The following is a 22,066-nucleotide window of genomic DNA, read 5'->3' as shown; positions in this document are numbered from 1 at the left end:
ACCTTATTGTAGTTAGTTGATTTACAAACTTAAGCAGAATCGAATTTAATTGTCGTAATTATTTGATGAGTGGCTTTGATTATTATCTGAATCTAAGCTTTAATTGCGCGTTTATTTTTATATTTCTTATCATTAAAATCATTTTTTATAACTTTAAAATAATAATCGTCAGATTCAATCGAATCTGGCTGAATTAATGAGGTGATTCAAATGAAATATAAAACATACATCCATGTATCCATTCAATCATTCATATTCGTAGTTCTTGCTTTCTTCCTTCTCGGATGTGGAAAGAAAACAGAACAAAATAAAGAAGCAGAGGATATAGCAATGCTCAAAGAAAAAATTGCAAAGTTTGTTCCTACCAAACTTGATTATGATTCGAGCACCCTCGATGAACGTGAAAAAGTTGTAGTCGAAAAATTATACCTGGCATCAAAAATAATGGATGAAATCTTTCTTGAACAGGTTTACTCAAAGAACGATGAAATAAAAGCACAACTGCTGAAAGAAAATACAGAAGTTTCCAAACTGCAACTCGAGTTATTCAATATTATGTTTGGTCCGTTCGACAGACTTGAGCATGATGCACCTTTTATTGATTCACTTAAAAAACCACTCGGTGCAAATTTTTATCCTGAAGATATGACCAAAGAAGAATTTGAAAACTGGATAAAAGCAAATCCAGGTGACGAAAAACCTTTTACATCAGAGTTTACTGTTATAAGACGAGAGAATGGAAAACTCGCTGCAATTCCTTACAGCGAATACTGGAAAGATAAATTAACTGAAGCTTCTAAATTATTGAAAGAAGCTGCAGCGTATGCTGATAATCCAACACTCAAAAAATATTTAAACTCAAGAGCTGATGCATTCCTGAGCAATGATTATTATCAGAGCGATATGGACTGGATGGATTTGAAAGATCATAAAATTGAAATCGTGATTGGTCCCTATGAAGTTTATGAAGACGGAATGTTCAACTATAAAGCTTCATTCGAAAGTTTTCTTACGATTAAAGATCAGGAAGAAAGTAAAAAGCTTGATGTGTTCAAGCAGTATTTAAGAGATATGGAAATTCATCTGCCGATTCCGGATCAGTATAAAAATTTTGAACGTGGATCAGAATCACCGCTTGCAGTTGTAAATGAGATTTTTACAGCAGGTGATACAAAAGCCGGAGTTCAAACCCTTGCATTCAATCTTCCGAATGATGAAAGAGTGCGTAAAGTAAAGGGTTCAAAAAAAGTTATGCTTAAAAATGTTGCACACGCAAAGTATGACAAGCTGCTTATCCCGATTACAGAAATTGTTCTTGATCCTGATCAAATGAAATATGTTACATTTAATTCATTCTTCACTCATTCATTAATGCACGAAATGTCTCACGGAATTGGTCCCGGTTTTATAAAAGTTGATGGAAGGGATACTGAAGTAAGAAAAGAGTTGAAGGAAACTTATGCAACCCTTGAAGAATGTAAAGCAGATATACTTGGAATGTATAACAATGTTTTTATGATAGAGAAGGGGGTTTTTCCGGAAACATTTGAAAGAGAAACCTATGTTACATTTCTTGCAGGTACTTTCCGTTCAGTGAGATTTGGAATTAATGAAGCTCACGGCGGCGGCAATGCAATCATCTATAATTTTCTTCTTGAAAGAGGTGCTTACGAGTTCAATGATCAAACACAAAAAGTAAAAGTTAATTTTGAAAAGATTGGTCCGGCATTGCGTGATCTTGCAAACCTGGTTTTGATGATTCAGGCAAAAGGAGATTATCAGGGTGCAAAAGATTTAATTGCAAAGTATGCAGTTAATTCACCTTCAATGGAAACATTAAGAAAGAATCTTGAACAACTTCCGGTAGATATTAAACCTGTTTATGAAATAGAGAAATAAGGACAGCCCCTCTCCAAACCTCTCCCCGAAGGGGAGAGGCTTTGTTTTTTTAGATAAACAAATATATTTAATTGTTGATGTCACACTGAGATGACTGCACTGAACTTGTCGAAGTGTCGAAGGATGACATTTTTTATTTTAAAGAATTATTTTAACAGAACCATTTTCTTTGTCTCAGAATAACTTCCGACTTTTAATTGATACAAATAGATTCCGCTCGGTAAAGACAAGTCGTGACTTGTCTCTACAGAATTAAATTCAACTTCGTAATTGCCGGCTTGCTTTTCTTCGTTGACAAGAGTTGCAACTTCGATTCCTAAAATATTATAAACTTTTAATGACACATATCCGTATTCACCAATCTCGTATCGGATTGTCGTTGTTGGATTAAACGGGTTTGGATAAGCATCCGATAATGAAAATCCGGAAATCATTAGATCGGGTTTGACATCTGAAGGGCTGTTACCGGATTCAATTAATAAAAGTCCGGCATCACCTAAAGTTACAATATTAAAATCCGTACCGGCAATTAAAAAATATTTGTATCCAACATTTATTACATCGAAACATCTGTCTTGCCCCGCATCACCATAAGTTTTTGTTTGAACTGTATCGCCGTTTTGATCAGTCCAGATTAAAAAATAATCAAACTCACCAGCGGTACCTGAATCAGTATTGCCCAGGACAAGATATCCGTTATCTCTTTTTAAAATACTTCTGCCTTCATCGTAGCCAGAACCGCCATAAGTCTTTTGCCATTGAAGATTACCGGCAGAATCAGTTTTGATCACATATACGTCCAGTTCACCATTACCAAAAGAAGATGAATGTCCGCACACAATATATCCATTGTCATCAGTTTCAATAACTGAAACTCCCTCTTCAAAATTATTGCCACCGAAAACTTTTGTCCACATAGTATCACCTGATGCATCAACCTTTAGTAACCACAGACCACTCCAATTATATTGTCCGGTAATGATATATCCGCCATCGGAAGTTTTACTGATTCCATAACCACCATCATTTCCGGCTGTGCCGTAAGTTTTAAACCACAGTGAATCGCCATCAACATTTGTTTTGAGAATAAACAAATCTTCTTCGCCAACACTAAAAGACCTTGTTACTCCAGTGATAACCAAACCGCCGTCATCAGCATTTACAAGTGAGAGAGCAACTTCTTTTTCCGGTCCACCGAAGTTCTTTTCCCATTGAAGATTGCCATCGATATCTACCTTTACCAGGTAAATATTTTCAAAGTCATTTGGAGTGTCTGTTAATCCTGTAGCAACAAACTTACCGTCAGATGATTCAACAAGGTCAGCGAAAACATCGTTTCCATCCCAGCCGAAATTTCTTGTCCACACTGAATCACCTGATGAATCAGCTTTGAACAGATAAGCATTTCCCCATCTTCCCAAACCGTATGACTGTGTATAACCTGCAGCAATGAATTCTTCGGTGTTTGTATAAACTACCGAATTAGCTTCATCGTATTCTGTTCCGCCAAATAATTTGTTCCATACAATATCGCCGGGATTTTGTGCAAACAAATTAATTCCAGTTAGTAACAGAACAGAAATAAAAATCTTAAGCATTAGCGCTCCTTATGTAGTTAATGAATTATGAATTGATAATTGTGGATAAATTACCGGGCGGCAAATATAGATTAGACATCTCTTCAATTCAATCTGCTTTTTTGTAGTGCGTGATACCTGTCACTTAAAACTTATTTGATTAAATTTGCCACTCATTTTATTTAAATAGAAAATGGAACTCACACAGTAATGACAGAATTAGTAGTAAATAAATATGGTGAAGATGTTCACTTTATAAATAAAGCTGGACGAGAATTCATCATTGTTGGAACAGCACATATCTCACGTCAGTCTGCTGATCTTGTAAAAGAAGTGATAGAAAAAGAAAAACCAAACGTTGTTTGTGTCGAGCTTGATGAAAAAAGACTGAAAGCACTTTCGGAAAAAAATCGCTGGGAGAATTTAGATCTCAGAAAAATAATTAAAGAAAAGCAGCTTAGTACATTGATTGTTAATCTTGTTCTTTCTTCATATCAGAAAAAACTTGGAGAAAAACTTGGAGTTTCTCCCGGGACTGAATTGCTTGAAGCAGTTCAGGTCGCAAATGAAAAAAACATTCCCATTGAACTTTGCGATAGGGAAGTGAGAATAACATTACGACGTGCCTGGCATTCAATGAACTTGTGGCAGAAAAGTAAATTCCTTGCCGGTGGTCTTGGTGGTTTGTTCGAGAAGCAGGAATTAACCGAAGAAAAACTGGCAGAGCTCCGAAATAAAGATGTTCTTTCTGAAATGATGGATGAACTTGGAAAAGCAATGCCAGTATTAAAAAAAATTATTATAGATGAACGAGATCAATATATCGCACAGAAGATGAAAGATAGTAATGGAAAAAAAATAGTTTCTGTTGTTGGTGCCGGACACGTGAAAGGAATTAAAAAGTTTTTAGAAAGTAACGAGAAAGTTGATTTAAAAAGTATTGAAGAAATTCCTAAGCCCCCAGTATTAAATAAAATATTAGGATGGGGAATTCCGTTCATAATTGTTGCATCAATATTTTATATCGGATTCAGCCAGGGAATTACCGAAGCTGGAAGCAATGCACTCTTCTGGATTCTTGCCTGCGGAATTCCAAGTGCAATTGGTTCATTACTCGCCGTGGCACATCCGGTAACAATTCTTGTTTCATTTTTATCGGCACCGATTACAAGTCTTTCGCCATTAATTGGTGTTGGATATGTTGCAGCTTTTGTTCAAGCGTATATGCAGCCACCGATTGTAAAAGAGTTTCAGGAAGTTTCAAAAGATTTCAGGAAAGTATCTAACTGGTGGAAGAATCGTCTGCTAAAAGTTTTTCTTGTGTTCATACTTTCAAGCATCGGTGGAGTTATTGGTACTTCGGTTGGCTTTTTTGAAATTGTGAGGAATGTTTTTAAGTGAAGGCACATTATGTAAGTTAAAGATTACATCTTTTTACTTGTCCCGTTTTGGCGGGAAAAGATGTCATCTTTAGTACAAAAAAAAGTCCGGCAATTGCCGGACTTCAATATTAATTCAAATATTTATTTTTATCCGAGATAAGCTTTTAATCTTCCGCTTCTTTTTGAATGTCTTAAGTTTCTTAAAGCTTTTTCTTTAATCTGTCTTACTCTTTCGCGGGTGAGATTAAACTTTTCGCCAATCTCTTCTAATGTTGCCGAATGGTCTCCTTCAATTCCAAAATATAATTTAATTACTTCAGATTCTCTTTCCGTAAGTGTACCGAGAACATTCTGAACTTCTTTCTTCAAAGATTCTTTCATCAATTCTTTATCCGGTAATGGCTGTTCATCATTTGGCAGAACGTCAATAAGAGTATTCTTATTTTCATCACCGGTTTTTAATGGTGCATCCATTGAAACGTGACGACCTGAAATCTGAAGTGCGTAAGCAACTTCGTCAGCAGTCATATCAAGTATTTTTGCAAGCTCATCTGTAGTTGGTTTTCTTTCGTACTCCTGTTCAAGATCTCTGTACGCTTTGCTGATCTTTGTTAAGTTTCCAACACGATTCAAAGGCAGACGAACAACTCTCGATTGATCTGCAATCGCCTGCATAATAGATTGTCTTACCCACCAAACAGCGTAAGAAATAAATTTAAATCCACGTGTTTCATCAAAACGCTGCGCAGCTTTTATCAAACCAATATTTCCTTCGTTAATTAAATCACCGAGTGAAAGTCCCTGATTCTGAAACTGTTTTGCAACTGAAACAACGAATCTTAAATTAGCTTTGATTAATTGTTCCTGGGCAAGCATATCACCCTTTTTAATTCGAATAGCTAACGTAATCTCCATATCAGGAGTTAATAGGTCAACCTTTCCTATTTCCTGTAAGTATTGATCAAGAGATTTACTTTCACGATTTGTAAACTGCTTTGTTATCTTCAAGCTTATCGCTCGCTTTCATTTAATTTTTTAGTGAATAGAAAAACTGTGGTATTACTGGACTAACTATCCAATTCTATTAATTTCAAAGTGGCAAATATAATCCGATAATAAGATGAAAGGAAGACTAAAAAGTTCCCTATATCACAAATTTTTCTCCTGACATAGGATAATCTGCGTTTTTATATCCTTTTTGCAATATTTTTTCTTTAAGAGGCAGAGCCTGATCTTCTTCACCATGAACAAGGAAGATATTTTTTAAGCGTTTTTGAGGATTTAAGCTTAAATAATCTAAAAGTTCATTTTGATCAGCATGACCACTAAAATAGTCCATTATTTTAATCTGACAATTGACAGAATATTCTTCGCCTAAAATGTTCACTTGTTTTATTCCATCCATAATTTTTCTTGCAAGAGTTTGCTCTGCAGCGTATCCGACAAACAAAACCAGGTTTTTTGGATTTCCAATATTGTTTGCAAGATGATGAAGAATTCTTCCACCTTCAGCCATTCCTGATGCGGAAATTATTATTATCGGATCATTTATATCATTCAGCTCTTTTGATTGATCAACAGTTGAAATGTATTTGAGCCTTCCAAAACCAAAAGGATCGTTGCCGCTTTCCAAAAATATTCTGCTGGTTTCTCTGTCAAAACATTCAGGATGATCTTTAAATACTTTAGTTGCATTTACTGCAAGCGGACTATCAACATAAATCGGAATTTCAGGAATTCTTTTTTGATCGAATAATTTATGAAAAACGTAAACCAGTAATTGAGTTCTGCCAACAGCAAACGCCGGAATAATTATTTTTCCTTTTCTGTCAAAAACTTGTCTCACAACTTTTGCAACTTCTTCTTCTACTTCATCCTTTTTTGTGTGAAGTCTGTTTCCGTAGGTGCTTTCCATTATAAGCAAATCAAGATCACGGAAATAATCAGGATCCTTTATAATTGGCGTATCATATCTTCCAATATCACCCGAGAAACCGAAATTAATTTTCTTCCCGTTTTCTTCTTCAATCTCCAGAAAAATTCCCGCAGAGCCGAGTATATGCCCGGCATCCTGAAAGTAAGCAGTTACTCCGGGAAAAATTTCCGTTGCTGTGTTGTAATTTACCGGAACAAAATATTGTATAGCAGCATCAACGTCTTCAATTGAATAGAGAGATTCGTCAGGTATATGCTTTTTATTTTTTTTATTCAGCCATTCAATATCTCTCTGTTGAAGATATGCAGAATCTTTAAGCATTATCTCACACAGATCTTTTGTTGCAGAAGTGGAATATATCGGTCCTCTGAAACCGTCCTTTACGAGATGAGGTATGTTACCGCTGTGATCAATGTGCGCGTGTGAAAGAATTAATGTGTCAATTTCTTTTGGATCGAAGCTGAAGTTTTTATTTTTTTCATAAGTATCTTTTCTTCTGCCCTGAAATAGCCCACATTCGAGAAGAATTTTTTTATTGTTAATGGTAAGAAGATGCTGTGAACCGGTAACTGTTCTGGCTGCACCGATGAATTGAATTTTCAAAATAAACTCCGCAATTACAATCCTTTAAAAAGCTGCGTAAGGTTTAGGCTTTTCGCTTTCTGCTTGCTTGCAAGTGAAACATAAGCCAAAGCCAATGACTCCTTTCCTTTACCAAGCACAGTGCTAACAAGACCAAGTGATTCAGCGAGTTCAGAAGGATCAATTTCTTTAATAATTGTATTCCAGATAGTTTCTTCCAGAACATTATAAGCTGAGTGAACTTCGTGCAGGTCAAAGCCCAGCTCAAATCTTTCCTTCGCAATTTTTTCAGAATACGTTATCATATCAACAAGACTTTTAGTTTTTACTCCGTTTAAAGTAAGATCAAATAATTTGGCAAGTCTTTGCCAATTCTCATCTGCACTAGAAGATTTATAATGTTTTAAATGTGATCTTTCCAGAGCGGCAAATGCTTCGTTGATTATATCGGTTTGATTGTTAAGAAGAATATCGTGGAGTTTCATAATAAAATCCTTCATTTGTTTCCACAAAAATAGTAAAGATTGAATCAAGTAAATGTTATGTAGATCAAAAGTTTAATTTCAGTAATGAAATCTTTTTACAAAGAGTTATCTCAGTTCTTTCTCAAAAAAAACTTAACTGATCTGATTGAACAATTGAATCAAATGATTCACCAAGTAAACTCAAAACAGAATCAGCAATTGGCTTAAGCTGCTTTTCGATATAATGATCATAATCAATATCCGTATGTTTCAATTCTACCGGAACAGGACCACGTTTTGTAATAACATAATAAACTGTTCCACTCCGGCTCCGGCTTGTCGCTTCGCCGGGACGAGTTGTTTCGGGAAGCATTCGTGCAGCACGAACGTGTTGAGGAATATTCTTTGTGTATTCGTCAACATCTTTTCTCAATCTTTTTCTATAAACAAGCTTGTCGTCATACTTGCCGGATTTAACTTTATTAACTACTTCTCTCAGCCAGTTTTCTATTTCTTCATTGTTAAAAATTCTGTTGTAAAGTTCAACCTGGAATTCTTTTGCGAGTCTTGTCCAATCAGATCGGACAAATTCCATCCCAATAAATTCAATTGTTTCTTTTCCTCCGGCTTTGACGGACTCAGACAATAATCCTGCATATCTTTTCTTTGCACCGGTTTCACTTCCTCTTGCAGGAGTTAAAATAAATTTACGATAATATTTTTCATATTCAATTTCCAGGTATGATTTCAATCCATATTCATTTTGAATTTTCTTTGCCCAGTATTGATTCAAATCTTTTGCAATTTTATTCCCGGTTGATTCAGCGGTTTCTCCTTCACCTTCTTTTCCCGAAGGGATCCCGATTTCACGGGGAAGTTTTACAAAAAGAGAATCGGTATCTCCGTAGATAACTTCATATCCTTTTTCAGCAAGAAATTCTTTACTGCCAAGTAATAATTTGTGTCCTGTTCCAGTAATTGCCGTTGGCAAATTCGGATGATAGAATCTGCATCCGAATGAACCCATCACCCCGTAAAAACTATTCATCAAAATTTTAATTGCCTGCGAAAGCTGTTTATCCTTTTTCTTCTTAGCAAGATTTCTTTGTTCAATAAGATGATCAATAAATTCAGGCAGAAAATGTTTTGTTGATGAGAATCGGAGATTATTCAGAGTTTTTATTGTATCAACATCAGATTTAAGATTTGAATATGGATCAATCTTGAATGTTTGAATAATAGATGGATACAAACTTTTAAAATCAAGTACAATTACGTCATCATAAATTCCAGGAACAGGATCCATAACATATCCACCGGCTGAATGTTCGGAAGCTTCAAGATCTTTCACATTTGGTGCAACATATCCGGCTCGATGAAATTTTGGTAAAAGAAAGTGATCGAAGGCTGCGGTCATCATTCCGAGTTCATCCATTAATAATCCGGAAAGCTGTGAACGACGAATGGAAAGTTCAATCAATCCTGCTTTCTTAAAAATATTTGTAACAAGCACAGCATCATTCAAATTATATTCAGCAAGTGCAGCTTTGTCATCAGAAAACAACCTTTCAATTTCCTCAACTTTATCTTTATCTGCAGTGATTGTTTTTCCCTCAGCCAATAATTCCTGTGCAACAGTTTCAAGCCGATAATCTTCAAAAGTAAAAAATGAAGTACGAAGTGCCTGCGGTCCATCAATAATTACTCTTCCGGTTACAGAAGCAAAATATCCGCGCGGTTTTCTTTGTCGAAGCGAAACTCTTCCTTCGCCCCGTGCGATATTAAAAGGAATCATCAATTCTTTGCATTTATTTTCAAGGAACATCAGATCAAACCCAATCACATGCCATCCGATTATCACATCAGGATCTTTCTCATTAAACCAATGCAGAAAATTCTCAAGAAGTTCTTTTTCATCCGGAAAGATTTCAATATGTGCGGGAAGTTTTTCTTTTTTATCTGAAATAATGAATACTTTTTTCTCATCAATTTTTCCGGAAAGATGGATTGCAATGGAATATAACTGACCATTCTGACCGGTTTCGATATCGATAGAAGCAATTAATAATTTTGGTGTGAATTCACATGGTTCAAGCTTTGGATTGTTAAATGACGACAGATTATTTTTATGATAAAATACTCCATCAACTTTTATCTGTGCGTTTATAAATCTTTCCATCAGAAATCTTCTTGCAGGATTGACATCCGATTCAAAAGTTTTTATTCCAATTTTTTCCAACTCTTCAACTGCTGTTTTCAGATCACTTTGTGAGTTGAAGTATAAAGCATCAACATTTTTATCATCAAAATTTTTAAGTTCGACTTGCTTCCTTTTAAAATGAACTGAGAGGTGTGGAATTTCTGATTTATTCTCAACAAAAAAAACAGGATTGTTTGAAAAATTAATTTCAACCGTACCCAAATCATCTGATGTCCCGATAAATTTTAGATTATTTCTTCCTCTGATATCCTGCCATTCGCCGGTAAGTATAAAAACTTTGGCTGATTGTTTACCTGATTCCGGCATTAATAATCCTCAACAATTTTTTTGAAAAGAGATTGAAGGGACATCGTTATCTTGCCCGGGTTTCCCTGATTAATTTTCCAATAATCAATTTCTGTAACCGGAGTAATTTCTTTTGTTGTGCTGGTGATAAAAAATTCGTCATAACTTTTGAGTTCATCTTTATTAATAAAATCTTCTATGAAATCAACTTTAAATTTTGAGCATAATTCCAAAACTACTTTTCTCGTTATTCCTTCAAGAATAAATCTTGATTTTGGTGCTGTGTAAACAGTTTCATTTTTTATTGCGAAAAAGTTTGTGTGTGTTCCTTCAGTGATTAATCCGTCGCGAACCAGAATTGATTCGGCGGCATTTTGTTCTTTTGCTTTCTGACTTGCGAAAACAGCAGGAAGAAGGGAAGTAGATTTGATATCACATCTTAACCATCGTACGTCCTCCTGAAGAATAACTTTTACTCCATTGGTTTGTTCTTCATAATTGTTAGTTAGTTCTTTCACTGAAATGAAAATTGTCGGTGAAATTTTTTCTTCCGGGAAATGATGAGTTCTTGGAATCGCTGATCCGCGTGTAATCTGAATATAGGCTAATGCTTCATTCTCAATTTCATTTTTTATCATCAACTCATAGATAATATTTTCTAAACTTATAAGTTCAGTAAAATCAATTCTGGTTTCTTTCAGACTTCTTTTTAATCTTGAAAGATGATCATCATATCTGAATAGCGTTTTGTTGTAAGTTCGGATTGCTTCATACACTCCATCTGCAAAAAGAAATCCTCTGTCAAAGGGCGAAACTTTGATATCTGAAATAGTTTGAAATTGTCCGTTGTAGTAGCAAATCATTTGAATTATATTAATTAGTGTTTACAATTTAACAATTTAACAGTTTAGCAATCAGCGTATAAATGAATATAGAACAAATCCGAGAATTTTGTTTGAAGAAAGAAAGCGTAACCGAGGAATTTCCTTTTGATGAAGAGACGCTTGTATTTAAAGTTGCCGGGAAAATTTTTCTTCTTGCTTCACTTGACAGCGTCCCCCTGCAGATAAATCTAAAATGCGATCCGGAAAAAACGATTGAATTAAGAGAGATGTTTGAAAGTGTTCAACCCGGATACCATATGAATAAAAAACACTGGAATACAATAATTATTGATGGCTCTATTCCATCATTACATATTCTTGAATGGATAAACGATTCTTATAATCTTGTTTGTAAAGGAGTAAAAAAATCTGATTTGAAAAAGAGAAAAAGATAATTTTATTGAAAAGAAAATAAATATTTTTTAAAGAGCAGAATAATTATATTTCACCACCTATTTTAAGTACTAAATATTAGCACTAATTAACTATTCTTTAATAAATCATTGGAGGATCGGATGAAAAATCTATTATTAACATTTGGATTATTTTTAATGATATCTGCGGTTGCTTTTAGCCAGTCGCAGGTACTCAGCGGAACCTGGGGTGGAAACTCAGAGACCAAATATTACACACTTCACGAAAATACAGGTGAAAGAAAATTCACCGTTGAAGTTAATTTTCTAAAACCGTTTGAAAACAAACCCGAAGTTATTTGTGGTATTACGATGATTGATGTTGATAAAAACACCGCAGTTAAATATGCTGTTAAGCCATTATCTATATCGAGAGATGGATTTACAGTAGAAGTAAAAACCTGGGGTGATACCAAAATAGGCAGCATCGGTGGATTCTGGTTAGCTCACACAAACGCAATGAGTTCCGGAGAATAATATCTATTCTCTGATATTATTGTGCCGTTATTCTGAATAGAGTAACGGCATTTTTATTATTAGATTGATCTTTTACAAAGTGTGGATTAATTGTCTTTATTATTTTACTATTATTGAATAATTTAACAACACAAAAATGAAAATGTTTATTACTTAGTCATCTGTTTCATTTATAGGTTTTAAAATTATGATCAAACATTTTGTAATTCTTACTCTCCTTGTATTATTAACTTTTAGCTGTGAGACAAATCCGCCAATCACTCCTGAAATATTACCAACCGGAAATATAATTCTTAATATGAACGTTGATAACTCCGCAAATATTTCAGCGAATAGTAAGGTTGTACTTATTGAAGATTTTGCAAATGTAAGTTGTGTTCCGTGTGTTACGTCGAATAAAATAATTGAAAAATTGACAGATATTACTTATGGCAGAAGTAAGTTAGTTGCTGTTAAGTTTCCTACAAACTTTCCGGCGCCAAATGATTTATTTTATTTAGCTGCTCAGGAAATTTGTGATACCCGCATCAATTATTATAATGTTTTCTTTGCACCAACTTCGCTTGTGGACGGATTATTGAAACCGATTTCAACAGATTCTAATAGTGTCAAATCCGCCGTGGACACGAGACTTGCTATTTCTCCAAGATTTAACATTAATGTTGATGCAACTTTGGAAGGTGATTATACAGTCAATGTAAATATTAAGTTCATAGATACATCATCTATAAATATGAGTGACCTTGTCATTCATACAGTACTCACTGAAACTGATATAGAATTTGAGCAAGCACCCGGTTCGAATGGTGAGACAAAATTCTACGATGTTACCCGTCTTATGCTTCCCAACAAGGATGGAAGTCCCATGCGTCAATTCATTGATCAGGGAGGACTATCTTTTAATTTTCAAGATGCTCTTCTCTCATCGTGGAATATTGAAAAACTAAATTTTGTAATATTTATTCAGAACAAGATTACGAAGGAAGTTTTCCAAACCGGATCAACATTCGATTAAACTATTGATTTCCTGCGTTTACTGATTGAATTTCAAATAAATTAGAAATCATTGGAAAATTTATTTGAAAATTATATTCCTATTCTTTAGTTTTACCCCCAGTGGGGTAAAATTTATTAATTGTTAACCCCTTTAACAGGTAATTGAATAGAAATCACACCTAATGGATACTTCAAAATACCTCAGATCTTTTATCGAGATTGGGCTTACCGAGAGGGAAGCTAAAGTATATATGACACTACTGAGTGGTAAGATGTTTACCGTATTAGAACTCCAGGAAGCTGTCAACATTCCACGAACGAAAATCTACGAAGTGCTCAACAAACTTATCAGCAGAAATATATGTGTCGAGAAAAAATTAGGCAGAAACAAACTTTACGAAGCAGTTGAGCCCAAAATTGCACTTGAACGTGTTGTCGAATCATATAAAAAAGATCTTGAACGGAAGGAAGAATTAATAAACCAGATTTCCCAGGTTTTCACGCCAATATTTCAAAGCAGCAAAACCATCGTTAATCCTCTTGAATTTATTGATGTGATGAAAGAAAAAGGACAAATACATAAACGCTATGCTGCCTGTGTCCGAAGCACCAGAAGAGAGATGCTAACATTCAATAAAGGACCGTATGCTTGTGATACTTCCGACAGATTGGAAGAGCAAGAGGATGAAGAATTTAAATTATTAAAACGCGGTGGTTCCTGTAAGGATATTTATGAATTGCAGGAACTTAAGGAAGTTGACTGGCTGCTTGCTTCAGTAAAAAAATCTCTAAAGCTTGGTCAGGAAGCAAGAGTTGTTAAGAAACTGCCGATTAAAATGCTTGTGTTTGATCAGGAGAAAGTAATGTTTGCACTTGAACAACCAGTACCCATATCAAATGAATTAACAATGATCTATATTGAACATAAACAGCTTGCTGAAGCCTGCAGTATGTTGTTCTATCATTTATGGGATCAGGGAATTGATATCAGTGAAATAGGAAAAGATCCCGCAAACAAAATTGAATCGTTTTCATTTGTTTCAAACTAAAATGTTTAAAATTTTAAAATAGAAAGCTCAATACATCCCAAATATTATTTGGGTTAATTATTTAATAACTACAAATCATTAAACCAATGGAGCTCTTATGAAAAAATTCGTACTCACTCTATTTTTGTTACCATCGTTATTGATGGCACAATCAATATTCAATGTTGATTTCTCAGGTACATTTCCACCCAGCGGATGGACGATTGATGCCCACGCAACAAATTGGTCTGCAGTTTCGACAAATAATTCTGGTGGAACTGCACCTGAAGCAAGATTTAGCTGGTCACCTTCCTTTGTTGGTGATTCACGATTAATCAGCCCAATAATTAATACTACAGGAAATACAGTTGTAACAACTGAGTTTAAATTTAATCTTGATCATTATGGCGGGGCTTATACACTGGGAGTTGCAACGAGATCTGGTGGCGGTTCATGGAATATTGTATGGTCAAAAGTTAATCCAACGGGTTCAATACCGGCTACAACAGAAATTGTTACTATTAATAATGCAAATGTTGGTGCTGCAGATTTTCAAATCTGCTGGTTTTTCTCAGGTGATTCATACAATCTTAATTACTGGTACATTGATGATCTCAAATTATTTGTTCCACTTACACATGATGTAATGGTAAAAGATATTTTAGTTGATGCAACATACCCACCAGCTACAAATTTTACTCCGCAGGCAATTTTAAAAAACTTTGGATTGAATTCGGAAACATTTGACGCAACTTGCACAATTAAACTTGGAGGAAGTCAGGTTTACTCACAAAACTGTACACCAATTACTTTAGCTGCTGGCGCTGAACAAACTGTATCCTTTCCATCTTACGTGCTCAATGCAGCAAATGATTTATATGAAATAACTGTAAAGACCAATCTTACTGGTGATATGGATCCAACAAATGATTCCAGAACAGAATATTTCAATACTTATACAACTGATAGAGAAATGGTAATTCTGGAAATCGGAACCGGAACATGGTGTGTTTATTGTCCCGGGGCACAGATGGGCGGAGAGGATCTTGTTGACAATGGTCATTCAGTTGCAGTTATTGAACATCACAATGGAGATTCTTTTACAAACAATTACTCTAATGCAAGAAATACTTATTATGGAATTAACGGATTTCCTACAGCAGTTTTTGATGGAGTAGATTATTTTGTGGGAGGAAGCAATACTGAAAGTATGTATCAGAATTATCTTCCAATCTATCAAAACAGGAAAGCACTGATGTCGGCATTTTCAGTTGACATTTTTGGAACAAACTCTGGTTTAGATTACAACATCCTTGTCAGGCTAAACAGGGTAGCAAATATTCCTCCAACATGGAATAACCTTGTAGTTCATTTTGTACTTACAGAAACGGACATTCCGTTCAGTTGGCACGGGCAAACACAGGTGGATTATTGTCAGAGATTAATGATCCCAGATGAAAATGGAACAGCAGTTGATTTACTTAATAATTCATACATAGAAATTCCACTTTCATTCAATAAAAACTCAACCTGGATTACTGAGAAATGTCAGCTTTCGGTGTTTATTCAAAATCTTAATACAAAAGAAATTTTGCAGGGAGATAAAGTTTGGTTAACAGAATTGCTGCCAGTACCAGTTGAACTTACAGCATTTACAGCAGAAGCTTCTGTTGATGGTGTTATTCTCAGATGGACAACGGCAACCGAATTGAACAATCATGGATTTGAAATAGAAAAATCTGCTGATGGAACCGAGTTCTTTACAATTGCATTTGTTCCCGGTGCCGGAACAACTACTGAAACTAAAAATTATTCATATACTGATGAAGTTGGTTATAAGGGTGGAGAAACATTCTACTACAGATTAAAGCAAGTTGATCTTGATGGAAGAATTCAATACAGCAATATTGCAGAAGTTGTTTTTGATGTTCCAAAAGATTTCGTTCTGCATCAAAATTACCCGAACCCATTCAATCCATCAACAACAATAAAATTTGCAGTTCCTAAAACAAGTCTTGTCAACATCAAAGTTTATGATTTAACCGGTCAGGAAGTTTCGGTTTTAGTTAATGAAGTCAAAGAAGCCGGAACTTATGAAATAAAATTTGATGCACGAAGTCTTGCCTCGGGTATATATTTATATAGAATGACGGCTGAAAATTTCAGTTCGGTTAGAAAATTGAACATTCTGAAATAAATTGATTTAATAAGTTAGATAAGGCACATTAAGTTTGTGCCTTATCTATTAAATAATTTTGATTCTGTTTATGACATATTTATTTTGGGAAAGAATCAAAGCAGACAGGTTATTTTAATAGTGAAATTTACGTTTGAGAAGGTTATTTTTATGATCGGATATTTATCAACAGCTGAGATTACAAAGTTTGTCGAATCAGATTTGAATGTAGAAAAATTAAAAGTATAAACAACAAATAATCAAATAATCATAAATCATAAAGAGGTAGTTATGAAACTAAAACTACGTAACCTTGCGTTAATCGTAAGTATTTCACTTGCAGTGATCACACTTTCACATGATTCACTGGCGCAGACACAAAGAAATCCGGTTCTTGAAGAAGTTACCGGCACATGGTGTCAATGGTGTCCCTGCGGACATACAGCGATTCAACAAATACATAATGCTATACCTAATGCAATAACAATTTGCTATCATGGTCCGGCTAATTCTTCTTCTGATCCATTTTCCTATTTTTCAGGAAATTCGATTATCTCAAGCTTTGGTTTTTCATCATATCCAACTGGGATTGTAGATAGAGTAAGCGGAATAATTGATAGAAACGCCTGGTTAGGTCAGATGAATACCAGGAATTCTGTTCCCGCGACAGTATCAATTGATGTTGATAGAAGCTTTAATAAAAACACCAGAGAATTTAATGCTACGATTGATTTCAAAGCACTTACAAGTTTAAGTGGGCAGTATAAATTTAATGTTATATTACTTGAAGATAGTATTATCTGGAGTCAAACTGGAAATGGATCTTGTCCAGGTTCTTCTCAGTACGTGCACAACCATCTTGTAAGAGATATGATGAACGGCGCTCTGGGGGAAGAAATAATAAATGGTACGTGGAATGTAAATGAAACCATAACTAAAACCGTAAGCCGTACTGTTCCAGCAGTGACGGGAGTAATTCCCGATATGGTCTGGGAGAAATGCAACATAGTTGTTTTAGTTTACAAAGTTGGTACTCCTCTTTCAAGTGGTTCGCCAATTCAGCAAGCTGTTGAAATGACATTGATAAGTCCGGACTATGTTGCCGCAATAGCAACACAAAGTCCCGATGCAATTATATCGAATAACTCCACTGCGGAGTATTCAGCAACTCTGTACAATAAAGGTTTATTAGACGACACATACAATATAACTGCAACTTTTGACGGACCAGCTGGGTGGACAGGAGAGTTCACAACTATTAATGGTACCTTTCCATTCGGAGAAATAGATTCCGTTCAAGTAGCTGTTGATGATTCAACAGAAATTTCTGTTGATATCGATCCCAATGGTTTTAACGGTGCCGGAACAATTACGATTCAGTGTGTTTCAAAAAATGATCCCGGAACAATAGTTACAATTAACTTTAGTCTCGTTACAAACACCGGTGTTCACTTGCTTGTTGTTGATGCAAGCGAAGGCAGTTATGGTTCAATTATTACAAATTCGCTTGATAATTTCTATGAAGGAAGATATGGTATGGTTTCACGAAACGCATTAAGTGCAGCGGGTGTTGATCTTTCCTATTTTACATTGATTGCCTGGGTTGGTGGTAATACAATGCCAGCATTTTATCCTGAAGAAGTTAATAATTTACAAGCATATCTTGACGGTGATGGCAACTTGTTAATGTCAGGTCAAAATATTGGGGCAGATATTTTTGAACCAGGCGGGCAAAGCCAATTTGCGCAAAGCTTTTTCAATAATTATCTCCACGCAAATTATGTGGCAGCAATTGGTCCTTCTTTCTTCTTTACAGGTATTACTGGCGATCCAATCTCAAATGGTATCCCCGGATTTTCTTTAAAAAATATATATACAATGTCTCCTGATGAAGTATCTCCCTTTGATGCAAACACAACACCGGTAATTCAATTCAATGCTGGTCCCAAAATCAACTCTGTAAAAGCTGATAATGGAGACTATAGAGTAGTTTATTTTGGAATTGGATTCGAACAAATTATGGATAATGCAAATTGGGGCATCGCAGATTCATTGATTTCCAGATCAGTTCGATGGTTAACTGAAGGTATTGTATTAGATAATCCTGTTGAGGGCTCAATTCCAGAGTCTTATAATTTAGATCAGAATTATCCGAACCCGTTCAATCCATCGACAACTATTTCGTACTCAATTCCGGAAGAATCGCTTGTGAGCCTTAAAATTTATGATGTTATGGGCAGCGAAGTAACCGAACTTGTAAATGCAAGACAAGCAGCCGGAGTTTACAGTATTAATTTTGATGCATCATCTCTTGCTTCAGGAACATATTTTTATAAACTGACAGCCGGAGATTTTATATCGATTAAAAAAATGGTTTTGCTTAAATAACCATTTGTTTTGTGAAGGTACATCCCGATGATGTACCTTCAATTTTTAAAAATTTATTGCAAGTATATTTAATCACAAGGTATATCATGAAAAATGTTTATATAATTTTTGTAATCTTTTTTTTATTCCTGATACCGGTTACCAATGCACAGGAAATCCAGATTATAACACACGGGATGACCAAGTATGAGCCAGTCGGCACTTATGAGATTGTTATCGAATTTGAGGTCGTAAATATTTCTCAATTCCAGCAAACTATTTTTGAAGTAAGAACTATCAATGATGTTCCAAATGATTGGACCTCATCCTTGTGTTTTGGTGAGCTGTGTTTTTCTTCAACAACAGATAGTGTTGCAACCACACCTGATTTTCTTACTCCGCCTCTTGATCCGGGAGATACTCTTTTAACCTCGCTGCATGTATTCACCGATATGGTTTCTATAGGAACTGCTCATGTTCAGATTGAAGTTGGTACTTTTAGAAATCCATCAAACAGATTTGTTCTTGATTTTATTTGCAGTACAGATCCTGCAGTCAGTGTAACTGATAATCAAATTGTTAATGCATATCAGCTTAATCAGAATTATCCGAATCCGTTTAATCCTTCAACAAGAATTAATTACAAAGTCGGAGAACCCGGCTTGGTTCAATTAAAGGTTTATAATGTATTAGGAGTAGAAGTTGCTTCACTTGTTAATGAGCACAAAAGTACCGGAGAATATTTTGCTGATTTTAATGCATCAAACATTTCAAGCGGAATCTACTTTTACACACTTACGATCAATAACTTTAAACAAACCAGAAAAATGATCCTGGAGAAGTAAATGAAAATAATAATAACTCTCTTTCTGCTGATAATTTTTTCAACTCCTGTGTTATCGCAGGGAGATTCAGAAGGTATCCGTAAAGGTCCAAATTTCAAAACAGAAAATCTTGATGGAGAATCATTTGAACTAAAATCTGAATTAGGTGATGGACCAATATTGTTAAGTTTCTGGGCAACCTGGTGCAAGCCTTGCCTGGACGAACTCAGCGAATACAAAAAGTTATATAAAGAATTCAAAGACAAAGGTTTTAAAATGTATGCAATCTCGACAGATGATGAAAAGACTGTTTCGAAGGTAAAACCGCTGGTTAATTCCAAAGGATATGATTTCCCGGTTTTGTTTGATACTAACATGGATATTTCAAGATTATATTACGCTCAATCGGTTCCATACTCGGTTATACTTGATAAAAAGGGGATGATAATCTATTCACATCTTGGCTATATGAAAGGTGATGAAATAAAAGTTAAAGAAATCATCTCAGCAGAACTTAATAAGTGAAATTAATCCCCGGATACACGCCGGGGCTTTTTATGTTAATAAAAAATGATTTTTGAGTTCAATACTTGATAGCATATCAATATTCTTTCAATCTAATTCATCCGGTAAACAACAAATGAAAAATTTCTGCTCTGCATATTATAGTTTATTTATTGTCGTATCAATTTTAACTCTATATCCTTCAAAATCATTTTCACAGAATGAATCAGTCGGTCTTACCTGGCCGGAGGGATTAGGCTTCGCAAACCGTCTTGAATATTCTTACAATGTTGATGAGGAAAGAGAAATTTTGGAAAACTGGTTAAATCTTGATTACTCATTAGGAATGTTCTCCACAGGTTTAAGATTGGATGTGTTTCAACCAAACGATCCTGACCCATCAATTAGTCGCGGGAAAGAAAAATATGCCGGTGTGGATTTTCTGTACTTTAAAGCTGACATTGGCGAAAGTGAAGAAGGATTAGCAATAACCGGCGGAAATTTTTATTCTCTATTTGGAAGAGGTATGGTTTTAAAAAGTTACGAGGATCGCGCGATAAGAATTGATAATAATTTATTGGGATTGAAAGTAACTGGAAGATATGCTGGGTTTGTTTTAACAGGGCTAACGGGAACCGCTGCTAATTTTAGTAATGAAAGAAAAGATATATTGCACGCTGCCGATTTAGAATACCGTGGCTGGACCCCGGTGAAAGCCGGGCTGACAGTTGCTTCAAATCTCCCTCCATCAGAAGATGTTGCAAACACTACAATGGCTTCAGTTAGAGTAATGCCGAGTTTTTGGAATATTGATATCTATGGTGAATACACTACTAAGTTTAATGAGGATATTAAGCAAAATATTTTTAATGGATCCGAAAATATAGTAGGTCAGGGATTTTATGGAAATCTGAATTTTTACTTTGGTGATTTATCACTTCTTGGTGAATATAAATATTATGACAACATTGCATTCACCTCTCAAGACGGAACAATTTATTACAATACTCCCCCAGCCGTCAGACTTGAATACACTTATATCTTGCCAAACAGACATCCATCACCGTTAAATCAAGCTAACGAAAAAGGTTTCCAGACTGTAGCTGGTTACCAACTAAGTGATGCCACATATCTGACTGCAGCATATACACAAACTAAAACCCTCGCATCTGGTTCTTATTATCAGAGAGTAAATCAAATAAATATTCCAGTAACGACTCAGCTTGAAGAAATATTTGTAACAGGTCAGCAGGATTGGAATGAAAGCATAACAACAATTGCAGCATTTGCATACAATGAAGAACTTGCTACAAACACAAAAAATATCACACCTATTCTTGAAAACAGATTCTATTTCGGAGGAGTGAATACCATTAAAATAATAATTGAACATCAGCACGTTACAGATAGAACAACCACTGAAGAATACTACACCGATGTGTTAAATGTTGAATATCTCAGATCACCTAACTTCAGTATTGCGTTAGTCTCTGAACTCCAAACAAAGGAGCCCGAACCGGGAAGAACAGTTAGAAAATTTTGGGGCTTTGCACAGATTGGTTACAAAATTGGAAATCATTCCGATATCAGTTTGCTTGTTGGAACAAGACAAGCAGGTAATATTTGTATCGGTGGTGTATGCAGATATGAACCAGCATTTCAAGGTGTTGAATTAAAATTGCTCACAAGATTATAGTCCTGTGGTCGATCTTCCCGACTTAAAATAGTTGACATAGCATAATTATTGAAAGCACAAATTTTTTTAAAAAAAAGTTGACTTTATTAATAATTTTTACAAGGTTAGCTATAACAATTAAAAAACATTAAATAAACGGAGGTTTATTGACTTTTTTTTACACTTTCCTTAACACAATTGTGTCATTCTTTTTTTCTATTCACGGGTTGTCAAGATTTTCTTAGGGTTTGTCCACTCTAAGGAAATCTAATGTTAAATATTTTCTTTTACAGATCTTTTAGTAAGAGTTCAGATTTAATAGAACAGGACAGAATAAATGAAAAAATTAATTCAATCATCATTATCCACTAATTTA

At 35.0% G+C, this 22,066-nt stretch carries 17 protein-coding genes; 11 read left to right on the top strand and 6 right to left on the bottom strand.

The genetic code is table 11. The annotated features are described in order from the left end of the window. Positions 1-240 precede the first annotated feature (240 nt). Positions 241-1,899: a peptidase gene (locus HND39_05160; GenBank protein ID QKJ97893.1), complete on the top strand. Its 1,659-nt coding sequence runs from the start codon at positions 241-243 to the stop codon at positions 1,897-1,899. Between the two features lie 146 nt (positions 1,900-2,045). Here the strand turns inward: HND39_05160 and HND39_05155 are convergent, their stop codons facing one another. Beyond that, entirely contained in the window at positions 2,046-2,333 is a 288-nt protein-coding gene (locus HND39_05155) for a T9SS type A sorting domain-containing protein (protein ID QKJ97892.1), read from the bottom strand. 1,353 nt (positions 2,334-3,686) lie between these two features. On the opposite strand from HND39_05155, the gene HND39_05150 reads away from it, so the two are divergent. After that, positions 3,687-4,877, top strand: coding sequence for a TraB/GumN family protein (locus HND39_05150; GenBank protein QKJ95714.1), 1,191 nt, complete (start codon positions 3,687-3,689; stop codon positions 4,875-4,877). Between the two features lie 128 nt (positions 4,878-5,005). Here HND39_05150 and HND39_05145 read toward each other — a convergent pair whose 3' ends face one another. The 5 genes from HND39_05145 to dat form a co-directional block, all read right to left on the bottom strand. Next, entirely contained in the window at positions 5,006-5,872 is an 867-nt protein-coding gene (locus tag HND39_05145) for a sigma-70 family RNA polymerase sigma factor (protein QKJ97891.1), read from the bottom strand. A 130-nt stretch (positions 5,873-6,002) separates the two neighbouring features. Further along, positions 6,003-7,397: an MBL fold metallo-hydrolase gene (locus HND39_05140; GenBank protein QKJ95713.1), complete on the bottom strand. Its 1,395-nt coding sequence runs from the start codon at positions 7,395-7,397 to the stop codon at positions 6,003-6,005. A 14-nt stretch (positions 7,398-7,411) separates the two neighbouring features. Beyond that, positions 7,412-7,861, bottom strand: coding sequence for a hypothetical protein (locus HND39_05135; protein ID QKJ95712.1), 450 nt, complete (start codon positions 7,859-7,861; stop codon positions 7,412-7,414). 121 nt (positions 7,862-7,982) lie between these two features. After that, positions 7,983-10,367, bottom strand: coding sequence for a DNA polymerase II (locus tag HND39_05130; GenBank protein ID QKJ95711.1), 2,385 nt, complete (start codon positions 10,365-10,367; stop codon positions 7,983-7,985). Then, positions 10,367-11,209: a D-amino-acid transaminase gene (gene dat / locus HND39_05125; protein ID QKJ95710.1), complete on the bottom strand. Its 843-nt coding sequence runs from the start codon at positions 11,207-11,209 to the stop codon at positions 10,367-10,369. Before dat ends, HND39_05130 begins: the two co-directional genes overlap by 1 nt. Positions 11,210-11,271: 62 nt before the next feature. On the opposite strand from dat, the gene HND39_05120 reads away from it, so the two are divergent. The 9 genes from HND39_05120 (at position 11,272) to HND39_05080 (ending at position 21,711) form a co-directional block, all read left to right on the top strand. Beyond that, a complete protein-coding gene (locus HND39_05120) occupies positions 11,272-11,625 on the top strand; it encodes an MmcQ/YjbR family DNA-binding protein (GenBank protein ID QKJ95709.1) in 354 nt (117 codons plus the stop codon). Positions 11,626-11,745: 120 nt separating this feature from the next. Continuing rightward, positions 11,746-12,120 (top strand): hypothetical protein, encoded by a 375-nt coding sequence (locus HND39_05115; GenBank protein ID QKJ95708.1) that lies wholly within the window; start codon positions 11,746-11,748, stop codon positions 12,118-12,120. 187 nt (positions 12,121-12,307) lie between these two features. Next, positions 12,308-13,135 carry an Omp28-related outer membrane protein gene (locus HND39_05110; protein ID QKJ95707.1) on the top strand — a complete coding sequence of 276 codons (828 nt, stop codon included), beginning with the start codon at positions 12,308-12,310 and terminating at the stop codon, positions 13,133-13,135. 163 nt (positions 13,136-13,298) lie between these two features. Next, positions 13,299-14,165: a hypothetical protein gene (locus tag HND39_05105; protein QKJ95706.1), complete on the top strand. Its 867-nt coding sequence runs from the start codon at positions 13,299-13,301 to the stop codon at positions 14,163-14,165. 97 nt (positions 14,166-14,262) lie between these two features. After that, the gene (locus HND39_05100; protein QKJ95705.1) at positions 14,263-16,341 is read left to right on the top strand and encodes a T9SS type A sorting domain-containing protein; all 2,079 of its coding nucleotides are present in this window, start codon (positions 14,263-14,265) and stop codon (positions 16,339-16,341) included. A gap of 270 nt (positions 16,342-16,611) precedes the next feature. Continuing rightward, complete coding sequence (locus tag HND39_05095) at positions 16,612-18,708, top strand: Omp28-related outer membrane protein (protein ID QKJ95704.1); 2,097 nt, start codon at positions 16,612-16,614, stop codon at positions 18,706-18,708. Between the two features lie 86 nt (positions 18,709-18,794). Then, entirely contained in the window at positions 18,795-19,532 is a 738-nt protein-coding gene (locus HND39_05090; protein QKJ95703.1) for a T9SS type A sorting domain-containing protein, read from the top strand. Beyond that, positions 19,533-20,036 (top strand): TlpA family protein disulfide reductase, encoded by a 504-nt coding sequence (locus HND39_05085; protein QKJ95702.1) that lies wholly within the window; start codon positions 19,533-19,535, stop codon positions 20,034-20,036. A gap of 115 nt (positions 20,037-20,151) precedes the next feature. Beyond that, positions 20,152-21,711 (top strand): hypothetical protein, encoded by a 1,560-nt coding sequence (locus tag HND39_05080; GenBank protein QKJ95701.1) that lies wholly within the window; start codon positions 20,152-20,154, stop codon positions 21,709-21,711. Positions 21,712-22,066 lie beyond the last annotated feature (355 nt).

The sequence above is a fragment of the Ignavibacteriota bacterium genome (assembly GCA_013285405.1).
Lineage (GTDB): Bacteria > Bacteroidota > Ignavibacteria > Ignavibacteriales > Ignavibacteriaceae > IGN2.
The sequence above is the reverse complement of the archived record's forward strand: the minus strand, read 5'-3'. Positions and strand labels throughout refer to the sequence as shown.

Coding starts and splice junctions, on each gene's coding strand:
- HND39_05155 (QKJ97892.1), bottom strand. CDS start 2,333: ATGATTTCCGGATTTTCATTATCGGATGCTTATCCAAACCCGTTTAAT.
- HND39_05150 (QKJ95714.1), top strand. CDS start 3,687: ATGACAGAATTAGTAGTAAATAAATATGGTGAAGATGTTCACTTTATA.
- HND39_05135 (QKJ95712.1), bottom strand. CDS start 7,861: ATGAAACTCCACGATATTCTTCTTAACAATCAAACCGATATAATCAAC.
- HND39_05130 (QKJ95711.1), bottom strand. CDS start 10,367: ATGCCGGAATCAGGTAAACAATCAGCCAAAGTTTTTATACTTACCGGC.
- dat (QKJ95710.1), bottom strand. CDS start 11,209: ATGATTTGCTACTACAACGGACAATTTCAAACTATTTCAGATATCAAA.
- HND39_05120 (QKJ95709.1), top strand. CDS start 11,272: ATGAATATAGAACAAATCCGAGAATTTTGTTTGAAGAAAGAAAGCGTA.
- HND39_05115 (QKJ95708.1), top strand. CDS start 11,746: ATGAAAAATCTATTATTAACATTTGGATTATTTTTAATGATATCTGCG.
- HND39_05110 (QKJ95707.1), top strand. CDS start 12,308: ATGATCAAACATTTTGTAATTCTTACTCTCCTTGTATTATTAACTTTT.
- HND39_05105 (QKJ95706.1), top strand. CDS start 13,299: ATGGATACTTCAAAATACCTCAGATCTTTTATCGAGATTGGGCTTACC.
- HND39_05100 (QKJ95705.1), top strand. CDS start 14,263: ATGAAAAAATTCGTACTCACTCTATTTTTGTTACCATCGTTATTGATG.
- HND39_05095 (QKJ95704.1), top strand. CDS start 16,612: ATGAAACTAAAACTACGTAACCTTGCGTTAATCGTAAGTATTTCACTT.
- HND39_05090 (QKJ95703.1), top strand. CDS start 18,795: ATGAAAAATGTTTATATAATTTTTGTAATCTTTTTTTTATTCCTGATA.
- HND39_05085 (QKJ95702.1), top strand. CDS start 19,533: ATGAAAATAATAATAACTCTCTTTCTGCTGATAATTTTTTCAACTCCT.
- HND39_05080 (QKJ95701.1), top strand. CDS start 20,152: ATGAAAAATTTCTGCTCTGCATATTATAGTTTATTTATTGTCGTATCA.